12 protein-coding genes and 3 tRNA genes are annotated in these 13794 nt (G+C 61.0%); 9 read left to right on the forward strand and 6 right to left on the reverse strand.

The genetic code is table 11. The features are described 5' to 3' along the window. Positions 1-81: 81 nt before the first annotated feature. The 3 genes from AADV58_RS11550 to AADV58_RS11560 all read right to left on the reverse strand — a co-directional run bounded on the left by AADV58_RS11550 (position 82) and on the right by AADV58_RS11560 (position 2659). A complete protein-coding gene (locus tag AADV58_RS11550) occupies positions 82-483 on the reverse strand; it encodes a hypothetical protein (RefSeq protein ID WP_341743261.1) in 402 nt (133 codons plus the stop codon). Between the two features lie 28 nt (positions 484-511). Then, a complete protein-coding gene (locus tag AADV58_RS11555) occupies positions 512-1297 on the reverse strand; it encodes a hypothetical protein (protein WP_341743262.1) in 786 nt (261 codons plus the stop codon). A gap of 285 nt (positions 1298-1582) precedes the next feature. After that, a complete protein-coding gene (locus AADV58_RS11560) occupies positions 1583-2659 on the reverse strand; it encodes a site-specific integrase (protein WP_341743263.1) in 1077 nt (358 codons plus the stop codon). A 340-nt stretch (positions 2660-2999) separates the two neighbouring features. Here AADV58_RS11560 and tig point away from each other — a divergent pair, with 340 nt between their 5' ends. The 8 genes from tig to AADV58_RS11600 all read left to right on the forward strand — a co-directional run bounded on the left by tig (position 3000) and on the right by AADV58_RS11600 (position 9603). Further along, on the forward strand, positions 3000-4304 hold the full coding sequence (tig, locus tag AADV58_RS11565; protein WP_341743264.1) for a trigger factor: 1305 nt from the start codon (positions 3000-3002) through the stop codon (positions 4302-4304). A 57-nt stretch (positions 4305-4361) separates the two neighbouring features. Next, a complete protein-coding gene (clpP, locus tag AADV58_RS11570) occupies positions 4362-4991 on the forward strand; it encodes an ATP-dependent Clp endopeptidase proteolytic subunit ClpP (protein WP_028995056.1) in 630 nt (209 codons plus the stop codon). A gap of 14 nt (positions 4992-5005) precedes the next feature. Then, the gene (clpX, locus tag AADV58_RS11575) at positions 5006-6268 is read left to right on the forward strand and encodes an ATP-dependent Clp protease ATP-binding subunit ClpX (RefSeq protein WP_341743265.1); all 1263 of its coding nucleotides are present in this window, start codon (positions 5006-5008) and stop codon (positions 6266-6268) included. Positions 6269-6338: 70 nt separating this feature from the next. After that, complete coding sequence (gene lon, locus AADV58_RS11580) at positions 6339-8753, forward strand: endopeptidase La (protein ID WP_028995054.1); 2415 nt, start codon at positions 6339-6341, stop codon at positions 8751-8753. Between the two features lie 163 nt (positions 8754-8916). After that, complete coding sequence (locus AADV58_RS11585; protein WP_028995053.1) at positions 8917-9189, forward strand: HU family DNA-binding protein; 273 nt, start codon at positions 8917-8919, stop codon at positions 9187-9189. A gap of 33 nt (positions 9190-9222) precedes the next feature. Then, positions 9223-9298: transfer RNA gene (locus tag AADV58_RS11590), tRNA-Val, on the forward strand. Between the two features lie 101 nt (positions 9299-9399). After that, positions 9400-9476, forward strand: a tRNA-Arg gene (locus AADV58_RS11595). A gap of 50 nt (positions 9477-9526) precedes the next feature. After that, a tRNA-Arg gene (locus AADV58_RS11600) sits at positions 9527-9603 on the forward strand. A 68-nt stretch (positions 9604-9671) separates the two neighbouring features. Here the strand turns inward: AADV58_RS11600 and AADV58_RS11605 are convergent. The 3 genes from AADV58_RS11605 to AADV58_RS11615 are packed head-to-tail and all read right to left on the reverse strand — an operon-like array spanning position 9672 to position 12917. Continuing rightward, the gene (locus tag AADV58_RS11605) at positions 9672-11048 is read right to left on the reverse strand and encodes a sigma 54-interacting transcriptional regulator (RefSeq protein WP_341743266.1); all 1377 of its coding nucleotides are present in this window, start codon (positions 11046-11048) and stop codon (positions 9672-9674) included. After that, positions 11045-11536 carry a permease gene (locus tag AADV58_RS11610; protein ID WP_341743267.1) on the reverse strand — a complete coding sequence of 164 codons (492 nt, stop codon included), beginning with the start codon at positions 11534-11536 and terminating at the stop codon, positions 11045-11047. Before AADV58_RS11610 ends, AADV58_RS11605 begins: the two co-directional genes overlap by 4 nt. Beyond that, complete coding sequence (locus AADV58_RS11615; protein WP_341743268.1) at positions 11526-12917, reverse strand: HAMP domain-containing sensor histidine kinase; 1392 nt, start codon at positions 12915-12917, stop codon at positions 11526-11528. Before AADV58_RS11615 ends, AADV58_RS11610 begins: the two co-directional genes overlap by 11 nt. Positions 12918-13196: 279 nt before the next feature. On the opposite strand from AADV58_RS11615, the gene AADV58_RS11620 reads away from it, so the two are divergent. Continuing rightward, the gene (locus tag AADV58_RS11620) at positions 13197-13754 is read left to right on the forward strand and encodes a bactofilin family protein (RefSeq protein ID WP_424243809.1); all 558 of its coding nucleotides are present in this window, start codon (positions 13197-13199) and stop codon (positions 13752-13754) included. Positions 13755-13794 lie beyond the last annotated feature (40 nt).

Consider the following 13794-nt stretch of genomic DNA (forward strand, 5'->3'; position numbering starts at 1 on the left):
CCAAGCGCGAGGGCATCGAAAAAACCAAAATTTGTGGGTAGTCGCGCTCGTTGGGCTAAGCGTGACGGCGCATTTGAGCTATTAGCCAGGGCGAATTGGCGCGCAATCAATATCGAACGCATTCCTGTTTTCGTGTCTGCGAATAAGGCCTTTTGACAATGCAGACAGCGTGTCCCTGCGCGAAAAGTCGAATGAAATTGGGATTTCCTTGACTCCGCGCTCAATCAGCCATCTTGTTCTGTGTCGCCCACCTGAAATAACAAGGGCGGGCGACCCAAAAAACCCACGGCCAAATTCGATGTGGCCGAGCGCCGGCATGAACAGCGGCCGCCCATTATCATCAAAATCAAACCAGGCGCCCCGCTCGATAGCCACCGGGCCGGGCAGATAAAGACTATCCCGGCGCCACATTTTTTCAAGCTTGCCTACGTCCAACCACGCCAAATCGGGCAACGCCGCCTCTAATACAAAAACTCGTTCCATCACTCGCCCCAGCTTTTTCGCCAAATCCTCAGCCCGCCGACGGGAATGCCGCGCGGGTAATGACGTCGACGGAGCCAGACGCAACCGGCCGAAGCTCAGCCAGAATTTGTGGATAGCGAATTTCTTTGAACTTCTCGGAGGTTATTGAGTAACCCGGCACAGCTCCCCTGAAGTCAATTCCGAAATCGCGCGTCACTTTTCGGCCGTGCCCTTTTTTGGCCAATTTAACCACCCGCTCTATTAAGCGCAGCGCATGCTTCTGTCCGTTATCTGGATTTCTTGCGATCTCTTCAATGAAGTGACGGGCAACTAAAACGCCGAGTTTTGCTTGCTCCACACCCTGTGAATTTTGCTTCTCAGCGAGGACCGCGAGATTTTCAATCCGACTTACAAAAACATCGAAGGGGTGCATTACAAGAAAATCGACGTTGTCCACAGTCACGCGAGTCGCCCGCTCGCGAACGTCGCCGGAGTTAAGGCCAACAAGCTTGTGAAGAACATCCACGTTCACGTACTCAAGCTTAGAAACAGGAATTTTTACTTGGCCAACCAAAGAAGAAATGACCTTCAGAGAGGTGTACTCCGGGGTGCTGGCCACGCTCTTTGCAATAGCGGCTAAATCGGCCCGGCCTCCCAGAAAGTCAGCATCATCGCTGATGGCACCAACTTGAAATTCTTCAGGCAGCTGTATGCCATAGTACGATACCCAGAAGGCTAACGATTGGCCTCCTACAAGAACTGCTTCAGGGGTAACGCTTTTAAGAATTTTTGTCAGCAGCTCTTTAGGGATGCTGACCTCTACTTCGGCAGTCAATGCGCTAGAAGCTAAGGACGCGATGCTGAACTATTGCCGACTTGGCAAGTGCAGGAGAGATAAAAAACATGCTCTCTTGAGAGCGCTGACCAGACTCAACCAATGCGCGCGAACGCGCCTGCTGCTCCCGCTTGGCAGCAGCGAGCGCTTTGTCTTCGTGAGCAAGCTTGGAAGCCGAGAGTTTCATGGTCTATTAACTACGCTATGTACGTACTAAATGTACCATCGGATTGATCAAATTTGCAACTCCGCACGATAGATTGATAAGCGCCGGCAGTGCAGGTCTCACCCCAGCTTCTTCGCCAGATCCTCGGCGCGCGGATGGTAATACCGCGCTAACATCCTCGTGTCTTTGTGCCCCGTCACTTTCATGAGCTCATGCATCTGCAGCTTTTCCGCCAGCCTGCTGGTCGCTTCGTGTCGCAGATCATGGAACGTCAGGCCCTCAAGAAACCCTTCCGCCGGCTCTGTGCTGGCCTTCTCGCAGTCAGCCAGATACAGCCGCCGGCCCCGCGCGACAGCGCGCGTAAACGACTGCTTGAGCGCGCTCGCCGTCGTCGGGAAAACCTTGCCGCGCGGCAGCTGCTGGACACCGGCAGCCGGCGCGAGAAGCGCGACAGCGGCACGCGAAAGCGGCACCGTCCGCGACGTGCCGTTTTTTGTGTCCGGCAAATGCGCAATCCGTTTTTTCAGATCCACGTTTTTCCAGTCCAGCGCCAGTATTTCGCCCTGGCGCATGGCCGTCTCGACCGCCCAGCGCACAATTTTCGGCGTCTGTTCGTTGCGGCGGTCTTTGTCTTTTGTCTTAACCGCGTCGCCTGGCTCATCCAGCGCGGCGAGTAGATAATCCCACTCAGCCGGCGACAGCCGGCGCTCGCGGGCATTTTCAACCTTTGGCTTTTTGATCTTCGCGACGGGGTTTTCGACTTCGATCCCCCATTCTTTCCGCGCAGTCTCAAAAAGATGCGACAGCAGCGCGAGCAGCTTTGTCACTGACGACGCCGCCAGCCCCCGCGCCGTTTCCGCGTCACGAAGCGCGGCGATATCTGCGCCCCGAATCGTCGCCAACATACGAGCCGCCAGCGGATTCTCTCGCAGCGCTTTGATCCTGTACTTTTCTTGCGCGGCGCCTTTTTTGCCTGGCGTCACTTCGCGCTCATAGCGAGCCAACGCATCACTCAGCGTCGTGTTTTCCGCCTCGCTGCGCGAGACAAACACCCCGCGATCAATCTGATTCTCAACATCCCGGGCCCAGGCCTCCGCATCGCCCTTTCGTTCGAACGTTTTTGACTGCACCGGCAGACCCCGCCGCCGCACTTTCGCTTGCCACCAGCCGCTTGCGCGTTGTTCAAATGTCGCCATCTCGCCGCCCTCGAAATAAATCTGAGTGTCCCCGTTTTGTCCCCGAAATTGATTTTTCGGAGACACAAAACGCCGCAAAGCGCCATTATATAACGGTTTCAAGCCGCCTAGAATTTTGGATTGTGATTCCGGTTGTCGTGGGTTCGAGCCCCATCAGTCGCCCCAGAATTCAAAGCCCCGTACAACTCGCGTTGTGCGGGGTTTTTCATTTCCGGCGTACTGCCCCCCGTACTGCCTTTTCCTGTCTGACAATGCAGCTTGCCGGCCTGTCGTTGCGGCTGGCTCGCCGTGTTATGATTGCCAGCTTTATTTTTCGGCGCCTTAAGCACAAGGAATTTTCATGGAAGCAACTACCGCACAAGCCAACGAACTCGAACGTCGCATTGATCTCTCCATCGCTATTGCCGATGTCGAGAAGGAAATGGAACCCCGCCTGCGCCGCATGGGCCGCAATATGAAGGTGCCGGGTTTCCGCCCGGGCAAGGTGCCGTTTGCGATGATCAAGCAGCAGTATGGCGACCAGGCGCGTCACGAAGTGCTGTCGGAGCAGCTGGATCGCGCTTTCGGCGAGGCCGTGACCGCCCAGAAGCTGCACGTTGCCGGTTACCCGCGTCTCGAGCCGAAGGCTTCCGAGAGCACCACGCACATGGAATTCACGGCGGTTTTCGAGGTGTATCCGGAATTCGTTCCGGGTGATCTGTCGTCGGCCGAGATCGAGCGTCCGACGCTGGAAATCAGCGCCGCTGAAGTGGACAAGACCCTGGACATCCTGCGCAAGCAGCGCGTCCGTTACGACAGCGCCGACCGTGGCGCGGCCAAGGAAGACCGCGTGGTGATCGACTTCACCGGCAAGAAGGATGGCGTTGCCTTCCAGGGCGGTTCGGCCACCGATTACCCGTTCGTGCTCGGCCAGGGCATGATGCTGCCGGATTTCGAGAACGCCGTTGAAGGCGCCAAGGCTGGCGAGAGCAAGACCTTCGACCTGACCTTCCCGGAGGATTACCACGCCAAGGATCTGGCCGGTCAGACCGTCCAGTTCGAAATCACCGTCAAGCAGGTTCAGGCCCCGCGTCTGCCGGATGTCGATGCCGATTTCGCCAAGATGATGGGTGTGGTCGATGGCGACGTGGAAAAGATGCGCGCCGAAGTCGAAGCCAACCTGAAGCGTGAAGTGAAGCGCCGCATCGAAGCCAAGGTCAAGGACCAGGTCATGGAAGCCCTGATCAAGGCCAACCCGATTGCCATCCCGGCCTCGCTGGTCGATATGGAAATCCAGCGCCTGATGCAATCTGCCCGCCAGGATATGGAACAGCGTGGCATGAAGGTCAAGGACATGCCGCTGCAGCCGGAATGGTTTGCCGAGCAGGCAAAGCGCCGCGTGACGCTTGGCCTGATCCTTGCTGAGGTGGTGAAGACGGAAAACCTTCAGGCATCGCCGGAACAGGTTCGCGGCTTGGTCGAAGACATGGCCGCCAGCTACGAGCAGCCGGAAGAAGTGATCCGCTGGTATTACGCCCAACCGCAGCGCCTGAGCGATGTCGAGGGTGTGGCGATCGAAGCCAACGTGGTTGAGTGGGTGCTGGGCAAGGCCAAGGTGACCGACAAGGCCGCCGTGTTTGATGAACTGATGAACCAGCAGCAGTAAGCCGGTTTTTCGTCAGGAATCCGACAAGCGTATTGAATGCAACAACAAAGGGCCAACATGATTATCGACAACGCAAGCAACTGGGATCCGCAGGCTCTGGGCCTGGTCCCGATGGTGGTGGAACAGAGCGGACGCGGCGAACGCGCGTACGACATCTATTCGCGCCTGTTGAAGGAGCGGGTGATTTTTCTTGTTGGCCCGGTCAACGATGCCAGCGCCAACCTGGTGGTTGCCCAGTTGCTGTTCCTTGAGGCCGAGAATCCGGACAAGGACATCTATTTCTACATCAACTCCCCCGGCGGTTCGGTGACTGCCGGGATGTCGATCTACGACACCATGCAGTTCATCAAGCCGAATGTGTCGACGCTGTGTATCGGCCAGGCGGCTTCGATGGGTGCCTTCCTTTTGTGCGCAGGCACCAAAGGGAAGCGTTTCGCGCTACCGAATTCGCGTGTGATGATCCACCAGCCGCTGGGCGGCTTCCAGGGCCAGGCGTCGGATTTCGCGATCCATGCCAAGGAAATCCTGTCGATCAAGGACAAGCTCAACCGGATCATGGCCGAGCATACCGGCCAGCCGCTGGAGCGCCTGGAGAAGGACACCGACCGCGACAATTTCATGTCCTCGACCGAGGCCATGGAATATGGTTTGATTGACAAGGTGCTGACCCGCCGCGAAGCGGCTTGATCGAGGAGAATCGGATGTCGAAGGACGGCCAGGAAAAGCTGCTGTATTGCTCGTTTTGCGGCAAGAGCCAGCATGAAGTCAAAAAGCTGATCGCCGGCCCGTCGGTGTTCATCTGCGACGAGTGCATCGCCCTGTGCAATGACATCGTCCGCGACGAACTGCCGGAAGAAGCGGCCAAGGCCGGTCGTTCCGACCTGCCGACGCCGCGCGAAATCAGCGCCATCCTCGACCAGTACGTGATCGGCCAGGAGGTTGCCAAGCGCATCCTGGCGGTTGCGGTGTACAACCATTACAAGCGCCTGCGCCACACGTCCAAGAATACCGGCGACGTGGAGCTGGCCAAGAGCAACATCCTGCTGATCGGCCCGACCGGCTCCGGCAAGACCCTGCTCGCCCAGACGCTGGCACGCATGCTCAACGTGCCCTTCGTGATGGCCGATGCCACCACGCTGACCGAAGCCGGCTATGTCGGCGAGGACGTCGAGAACATCATCCAGAAGCTGCTGCAGAAGTGCGACTACGATGTCGAGAAGGCCCAGCAGGGCATCGTCTACATCGACGAAATCGACAAGATTTCGCGCAAGTCAGACAACCCGTCGATCACCCGCGATGTGTCGGGCGAAGGCGTGCAGCAGGCGCTGCTCAAGCTGATCGAAGGCACCACCGCCTCGATTCCGCCGCAGGGCGGGCGCAAGCATCCGAACCAGGACTTCGTCCAGGTCGATACCACCAACATCCTGTTCATCTGCGGCGGCGCCTTTGCCGGCCTGGAAAAGGTCATCCGCAACCGCTCGGAACGCGGCGGCATCGGCTTCGGTGCCGAGGTCAAGAGCAAGGACGACGGCAAGGAAGTCGGCAAGATCCTGCTCGATACCGAGCCCGAGGATCTGATCAAGTTCGGCCTGATTCCGGAACTGATCGGCCGCCTGCCGGTGGTCGCCACGCTGCAGGAGCTGGAAGAGGATGCCCTCGTCCAGATTCTGACCGAACCCAAGAACGCCCTGGTCAAGCAGTACCAGAAGCTGTTCGGCATGGAAGAAGTCGAGCTCGAAATCCGCCCGTCCGCCCTCTCCGCCATCGCCAAGAAGGCGCTGGAGCGCAAGACCGGCGCGCGCGGCCTGCGCTCGATCATGGAACACGCCCTGCTCGACGTGATGTACGAACTCCCGGGCATGGAGAATGTCGAAAAGGTCGTGATCGACGAGAACATGATTACCGGCGATACCCCGCCGTTGCTGATCTACGCCGACCAGCCCAAGGTCTCCGGCTCGAACTGAGCCGGGGGTTCTTGAAATCCGGTTTTTCGCCCCCAGCTAGGGGGCACATACCTATTTCAAAGGCAGACTGATGTCGAACCCCAACACGCTCCCGGAAACCCTCGAATTGCCGCTGCTGCCGCTGCGCGATGTGGTGGTGTTTCCGCACATGGTCATTCCTCTCTTCGTCGGCCGCCCCAAGTCGATCAAGGCCCTCGAAATGGCCATGGAGACCAGCAAGCAGATCATGCTGGTGGCCCAGAAGTCGGCTGCCAAGGACGAGCCGGAAGCCGATGATCTGTACCGCATCGGCTGCATGGCCAACATCCTGCAGATGCTCAAGCTGCCCGACGGCACCGTCAAGGTGCTGGTCGAAGGCACGCAACGCGCCCGCATCGAGGCCATCGACGTGCAGTCGGCGGTGTTCATGGCAACCGCCGCCCCGCTGGCCCAGACCGGTGCCGAGGATCACGAGATCGAGGCGATGCGCCGCGCCGTGGTCGCCCAGTTCGACCAGTTCGTCAAACTGAACAAGAAGATTCCGCCGGAAGTGCTGTCGTCGATCACCGGCATCGAGGACGCCGGCCGCCTGGCCGACACCATCGCCGCCCACCTGCCGCTCAAGATCGAGCAGAAGCAGGAAGTGCTGGAGATGGACAACGTCCGCGAACGCATCGAGCGCCTGCTCTCGCAGCTGGAAGCGGAAATCGACATCCTGCAGGTGGAAAAGCGCATCCGTGGCCGCGTCAAGCGCCAGATGGAGAAGAGCCAGCGCGAGTATTACCTGAACGAACAGGTCAAGGCGATCCAAAAGGAACTTGGCGAAGGTGAAGAAGGCGCCGACCTGGAAGAGCTGGACAAGAAGATTGCCGCTGCCGGCATGAGCAAGGAAGGTCTGGCTAAGGCGCAGGGCGAGCTGAAGAAGCTGCGCCTGATGTCGCCGATGTCGGCCGAGGCCACCGTCGTGCGCAATTTCATCGAAACGCTGATCGGCCTGCCGTGGCGCAAGAAGACGCGCATCAGCAAGGATCTGCGCGCCGCCGAGAAGATTCTCGACAGCGACCATTTCGGCCTGGAGAAGGTCAAGGAACGCATCGTCGAGTATCTTGCCGTGCAACAGCGCGTGGACAAGGTCAAGGCGCCGATCCTGTGCCTGGTCGGCCCCCCGGGTGTCGGCAAGACCTCGCTCGGCCAGTCGATCGCCAAGGCGACCAACCGCAAGTTCGTGCGCATGGCGCTCGGCGGCGTCCGTGACGAAGCCGAAATCCGCGGCCACCGCCGTACCTACATCGGCTCGATGCCGGGCAAAATCCTGACCAGCCTGACCAAGGTCGGCGTGCGCAATCCGCTGTTCCTGCTCGACGAAGTCGACAAGCTCGGCCAGGATTTCCGTGGCGATCCGTCGTCAGCGCTGCTCGAAGTGCTCGATCCGGAACAGAACAACACCTTCCAGGATCATTACGTCGAGGTCGATTTCGATCTTTCCGACGTGATGTTCGTGGCCACCGCGAACACGCTGAACATCCCTGCCCCGCTGCTCGACCGGATGGAAGTCATCCGCCTGTCCGGCTATACCGAGGACGAGAAGGTCAACATCGCGATGCGCTACCTGCTGCCGAAGCAGATGAAGAACAACGGCGTCAAGAAGACCGAACTGGTCGTCGCCGAGAGCGCGATTCGCGACATCGTCCGCTACTACACCCGGGAAGCCGGCGTGCGGGCGCTGGAGCGCGAAATCTCGAAGATCTGCCGCAAGGTCGTCAAGACGCTGGTGCTCAAGGCCCGCGAAAGCAAGATGACGGTCAATTCGCGCAACCTCGACAAGTACCTGGGCGTGCGCCGCTACAGCTTCGGCATGGCGGAAAAGGAAAACCAGGTCGGCCAGGTCACCGGTCTGGCGTGGACCGAGGTCGGCGGCGAGCTGCTGACCATCGAATGCGCCAACATGCCGGGCAAGGGCAACATCGTGCGTACCGGCTCGCTGGGCGACGTGATGAAGGAATCGGTCGAAGCCGCCCGCTCGGTCGTGCGTGCCCGTGCCCGCCGCCTGGGGATCAAGGACGAAGTCTTCGAGAAGACCGACATCCACATCCACGTTCCTGAGGGCGCTACGCCCAAGGACGGCCCGTCGGCAGGTATCGCCATGACCACCGCCCTGGTTTCGTCCTACACGGGCATTCCTGTGCGTTGCGACGTGTGCATGACCGGCGAGATCACCCTGCGCGGTGAGGTGCTGGCCATCGGCGGTCTCAAGGAGAAGCTGCTGGCTGCCGTGCGCGGCGGTCTGAAGACGGCGCTGATCCCGGAAGAGAACGTCAAGGATCTGACCGAAATGCCGGAAAATCTCAAGAATCGCATCGAGATCGTGCCGGTGAAATGGATCGATCAGGTCCTCGAACGGGCCCTGGAAAGCGTCCCGGAGCCCCTGCCGGAGCTTGCCCCGAGCGCGCCTGAACTGGCAACGCAAAACGAGGAATCGGTGAAAAACACGCTGCTTACCCATTGATTTCAAAGGCGCGGATGCTGTTGTCTTGCCAACGGCATCCGCAAGCAGCCTGGAGAGCCGCCGAAATCGGCTCAAAATCCGCTTGACACAAGGATTTCGGGGGCGCTATAAATCGCCCCTCACCAGATTTTTCACCACTCCAAACCTATCTCAGGGGACTTACATGAACAAGACTGAACTGATCGATCAGATCGCCACCTCGGCTGACATTTCCAAGGCTGCTGCCGGCCGCGCGCTGGACGCTGCTGTTGAAGCCATCAAGGGTGCCCTCAAGGCTGGCGACAGCGTTAACCTGATCGGTTTCGGCACCTTCTACGTCGGCGAGCGCGCTGCCCGCACCGGTCGCAACCCGCGCACCGGCAAGACCCTGGAAATCAAGGCTGCCAAGTCTCCGAAATTCCGCGCCGGCAAGGGCCTCAAGGACGCCGTTAACTGATATAATGCCGCTCCTTCTGCGCTGGCCGCAGATGGGTGCTTAGCTCAGTTGGTAGAGCGTCGCCCTTACAAGGCGAATGTCGGCGGTTCGACCCCGTCAGCACCCACCAAATTCCAAAACCCCGCTCCGGCGGGGTTTTTTATTTCCCCTATTTTCCCGAAACCCCTTGCAATCTCTGGCAAGGCCCGTATAATGCGCGGCTCTGACAGCGCGCCCGTAGCTCAGTTGGATAGAGTATCTGGCTACGAACCAGAGGGTCGGGCGTTCGAATCGCTCCGGGCGCGCCATTCAGAAACCGGAACTTCCTTTTGGGATTTTCCTTGCTTGTACAGACAGCGCGCCCGTAGCTCAGTTGGATAGAGTATCTGGCTACGAACCAGAGGGTCGGGCGTTCGAATCGCTCCGGGCGCGCCAGTCGATCTCAGGCAGAAGAAAGCACCTTGCGGTGCTTTTTTTTCGTCCGCAAATTCTGCTCCCCTGCCCTAGCCTTCTTCCGCCGCCCTGAACATGGCCGGTGCCAGATCGTATTTCTGCAGCAGCCGGTAGAACTCGGTACGGTTGCGTTCGGCGATCCGCGCGGCGTCGGCGACGTTGCCCTGGGTCAGCTTGAGCAGGCGGACCAGGTAGTCGCGTTCGAAGCGTTGCTTGGCTTCGTTGTAGCTCAGGGCATCCATGGCCGGGGCGCGCAGCGCGCGCTGGACCAGCGAGGCCGGAATCAGCGGCGTCGAGGTCAGGGCGCAGCATTGTTCGACGACGTTGAAGAGTTGCCGGACGTTGCCCGGCCAGCCGGCGGTGGCCAGGGCTTCCAGCGCATCCGGAGCAAAGCCGCTGATCGGCTTGCCGTACTTGGCGCCGAGCTGACGCAGGAAGTGGGCAGCAAGCAGCGGGATGTCTTCACGACGCGCGTCCAGCCTGGGCAGGGTCAGCGAGACGACGTCGAGCCGGTAATAGAGGTCTTCACGGAACTGCCCCTGGGCCATGGCGGCCTCCAGGTCGCGATGGGTGGCCGACAGCAGGCGGATATCCACGGCTTCCGAACGGGTGGCGCCCAGCGGGCGGACGGCACGTTCCTGCAGCACGCGCAGCAGCTTGACCTGGAGCGACAGCGGCATGTCGCCGATTTCATCGAGAAAGAGTGTGCCGCCGTTGGCGGCCTGGATCAGGCCGTTGCGGGCGGCAGCGGCACCGGTGAAGGCGCCGCGAACGTGGCCGAACAGTTCGGATTCGAGCAGTTGTTCGGGAATGGCCCCGCAATTGATGGCGATGAAGGGGCCGCCGGCACGCTGGCTGGCCCGGTGAATGGCGCGCGCCAGCACTTCCTTGCCGGTGCCGCTTTCACCGCGAATCAGGATGCTGGCGTCGGACAGGGCGAGCATGCGGGCGTCGGCCAGCAGCTCGGCCATGCAGGTGCTGCGATGGATCACGCCTTCGCACCAGCTGGCGTCGGCCTGCTCGCCGCCCGGCCGGTCGTCGCCGGCCGAGATGAGCAGCGCCTGATCGATGCGGGCCATCAGGGTCTGGCTGTCGAAGGGTTTGGTCAGGTAGCCGAAAACGCCGCGCGAGGTGGCGGCAACGGCGTCGGGAATGGTGCCGTGGGCGGTGAGCAGGATCACCGGCAGGCTGGGCCGGGTGTGATGCAGTTCCTCGAACAGCGACATGCCGTCACGTCCAGGCAGGCGGATGTCGCTGATGACCAGACGTGGGGTGTCGACGGCGATACAGGCCAGCCCCTGTTCGGCCGAAACCGCCTGGGTGACGCGAAAGCCCCGGGCCTGCAGGCGCATGGTCAGCAGACGGCGGATGTCTTCGTCGTCATCGATGATCAGGATGTGGGCGACGTTGGCGTTCAGGGCTTTCATGGGCGCACTCCCGGCCGGGCTGCACTGGGCAGGCTGCGTTCGATTTCGGCGAGGCGGTCGATCTTTTCCTGCAGTTCCTGGACCTTGCGCTGACTGTCCTTGAGTTGCGCGCCCTGGCGCTCGATCTGGCTTTCCAGGCGCTGCCGTTCGGCCAGATGCTCGGCGAGCAGCCGGGCCAGCGGATGCAGCGCCTGGGCGGCCTCGTCGTTCGCCTTGAGCAGGTGGTCGAGCACCGCCTGCGCCTTGGCCAGATCGCCGTTGCCGGTTTTGCTCTGGGCCAGCAGCAGGGCCAGCCGGATCTGGGCATCTGCATTGCCCGGCTGGGCGGCAAGCTGGCCCCGGGTGCGGGCCAGTTCGAGGCTATCGAGCCCGGCCAAGGTGCGCTGGAAGGCCAGCGCGCCTTGCGCCCCGCCGGCTGGCGGCGTGACGGCACAGGCGCCGAGCAGCAGGCTGATCAGCGATAGAAAGCACAATTGCCTAACGGGCATGGTTCAACTCCACTCGGAAATGGGCGCCGGTTTCGCCCGGCAGGAGATCGACGCGCCCGCCCATGGCGCCGACCAGCTCGCGCACAATCGACAGACCGACACCGCTGCCCTGACGCGGGACGGGCGCCTGACGTCGGCCCTGGACGAAGGGTTCGAAAATTCGCCGGAGATCTTCGGGGGCAATACCGGGGCCTTGGTCGATACAGTCGATCTGCCAGCCCGTGGGTGTCGATACGGCGCACAGGCGGATCGTTGCCCCGTCCGGGCTGAAGTCGATGGCATTGGCCAGCAGGTTGTCGAGGATTACCGCCAGCTTGCCGGCATCCAGCCTGGCCATGCCCTCCCCGGCCTCAACAACGATGCGCACTTGCCGCGCCTGGGCGGCAAGTGCGTGACGCCCGGCAGCGTCGGCCAGCAATTGACCGGGACTGACCTGGGCGACATCCAGCTGGCGCGCTTCGTAGGCAGCGGCGTTGAGCATCAGCAGGCTTTCGATCTGGCGTTGCAGGCTGCCGACCTTGTGGTCGAGGATATCGACCACTTCACGCTGGGTCGCCGACAAGGGCCCGGGAACCTCTTCGGCGAGCAGCGCGACGCCTTCCTTGAGGGCAGCCAGCGGGGTCTTCAGTTCGTGCGATACGTGGCGCAGCTTGCGTTCGCGGTCGGCCTCCAGTTCAGCCAGACGCTGGCGCAGGTCGTCGAGCTTCTGGCCAAGCCGGCGCAGGTCGGCCGGTCCTTCGACGACGACTTGTTCCCTGAAGTCCTTGCCGCCGAGCCGGCCTATCGCTGTTTCCAGCTGACGGACCGGGCGGATCAGCCACCAGGTCATCAGCAGCGCGGCAATCAGCGCGCCTCCCAGCGCCAACAATAGTCGCTGCTGCAGTTGCCCGCGCTGGCGCTCCAGTTCGTCGAGCAGACGCGCATTGCTGGCTTCGATCCAGCGCTGGCTGCGGCGGCGGATGTCCTCGTTCAAGGCGCCCAGCTCGGCCAGCAAGGGCTGTAACTCCTCGGCGGATTGCCCCTGTGCCAATCCGTCATGCAGTTGCCCGGCAAGCTGGCGCCAGGCCATCGCCGATTCGCTCAGTTCAGGCAGATCGATCTGCCCGAGTAGCGCCAGCGATTGCGCATGATGCTCGTCAAAACGTTCGCGCAAGACCGGATCGCCGAGCACCAGATACTGGCGGGCGCTGCGCTCCATGTCGACGGTACGCTCGGCCAGCGCCTGGACGACGGCGGTCAGCTTGAGCGCGTGCTGGTTGCTCTCCCGACTCTGGCCGACCAAGCCCTCCAGCAGCCACCAGCCATGGGCGGCGACACCGCCGAGCAAGCTAACGATCAACAGGACACCGGCCAGCATGCCGTGGCGAAATGACAGGGACACCGAGACTCCAGAGTCAATGACAATGAAATTAATCAAACGCAATAACAACGACAAATCATCTGCTTAAGCGATCTGTCGCCAACGAACGACATTCTACGCCGGCTTGCCAGGCGGGTCTGCGCGGCCCGGCCAAATAAGTGTCGGGTATTGGCGACAGAAGTCGCTGAAATACGCACCGAGCCATTCTCAGTTCATTGTTTATTAATGTCTTTTCATTTGTGGCACGCATATCGCTATGTCTTGCCGGCGTCAATCTCGACCCTGCCTATAGGAGAATCCATGTTCATGAAAACCAGCCCGCCGATCACTCGTGCGGAGCAGAACCCGCAGCGAACCACCCGCCCCGTTCTCGGCAACGGCACCCCACCCCAGAGCATCAACGCAGTCCAGGCAGCAACCCCCACAGCGCCACCGCAGAGTGGCCAGGAAGTATCTCCGTCGAACGCAGTACAAAACGATAAAACCACCGAGAAGGACAGCGGTGCCCGATTGATCGTCGGCCCGGATGTCAAACTCAAGGGCGCCGAAATCCTGGATTGCGACATGCTGGTTGTCGAGGGCCGGGTCGAGGCAACGATGGACAGCCGCGTCATCCGCATTGCGGACAAGGGCGCGTTTTCCGGCAAGGTGAGCATCGATGTGGCCGAGATTCACGGCAGCTTCGACGGCGAACTGACCGCCCGTTCGCAATTGATCATCCACGCCACCGGGCGGGTCAGCGGCAAGATCCGTTACGGCAAGCTGGTGATCGCCGAAGGTGGCGAACTGTGCGGCGACATCAACGCCCTGGCAGCAGAAAAGAACCACCCTCCCATCCTGAGCGCTTTGTCCGCCTGAGCGCAAAGGCTGGTCATTTTAGGGGAAGCCCCGTAGACTG

The sequence above is a fragment of the Azonexus hydrophilus genome (assembly GCF_038368255.1).
Classification (GTDB): Bacteria; Pseudomonadota; Gammaproteobacteria; order Burkholderiales; family Rhodocyclaceae; genus Azonexus; species Azonexus hydrophilus.

Bases quoted from the DNA above. Each gene is read 5' to 3' on its own strand.
- AADV58_RS11585 (WP_028995053.1), top strand. From the start codon at position 8,917: ATGAACAAGACTGAACTGATCGATCAGATCGCCACCTCGGCTGACATT.
- clpP (WP_028995056.1), top strand. From the start codon at position 4,362: ATGATTATCGACAACGCAAGCAACTGGGATCCGCAGGCTCTGGGCCTG.
- AADV58_RS11610 (WP_341743267.1), bottom strand. From the start codon at position 11,536: ATGCCCGTTAGGCAATTGTGCTTTCTATCGCTGATCAGCCTGCTGCTC.
- AADV58_RS11605 (WP_341743266.1), bottom strand. From the start codon at position 11,048: ATGAAAGCCCTGAACGCCAACGTCGCCCACATCCTGATCATCGATGAC.
- clpX (WP_341743265.1), top strand. From the start codon at position 5,006: ATGTCGAAGGACGGCCAGGAAAAGCTGCTGTATTGCTCGTTTTGCGGC.
- AADV58_RS11620 (WP_424243809.1), top strand. From the start codon at position 13,197: ATGTTCATGAAAACCAGCCCGCCGATCACTCGTGCGGAGCAGAACCCG.
- AADV58_RS11560 (WP_341743263.1), bottom strand. From the start codon at position 2,659: ATGGCGACATTTGAACAACGCGCAAGCGGCTGGTGGCAAGCGAAAGTG.
- lon (WP_028995054.1), top strand. From the start codon at position 6,339: ATGTCGAACCCCAACACGCTCCCGGAAACCCTCGAATTGCCGCTGCTG.
- tig (WP_341743264.1), top strand. From the start codon at position 3,000: ATGGAAGCAACTACCGCACAAGCCAACGAACTCGAACGTCGCATTGAT.
- AADV58_RS11550 (WP_341743261.1), bottom strand. From the start codon at position 483: ATGGAACGAGTTTTTGTATTAGAGGCGGCGTTGCCCGATTTGGCGTGG.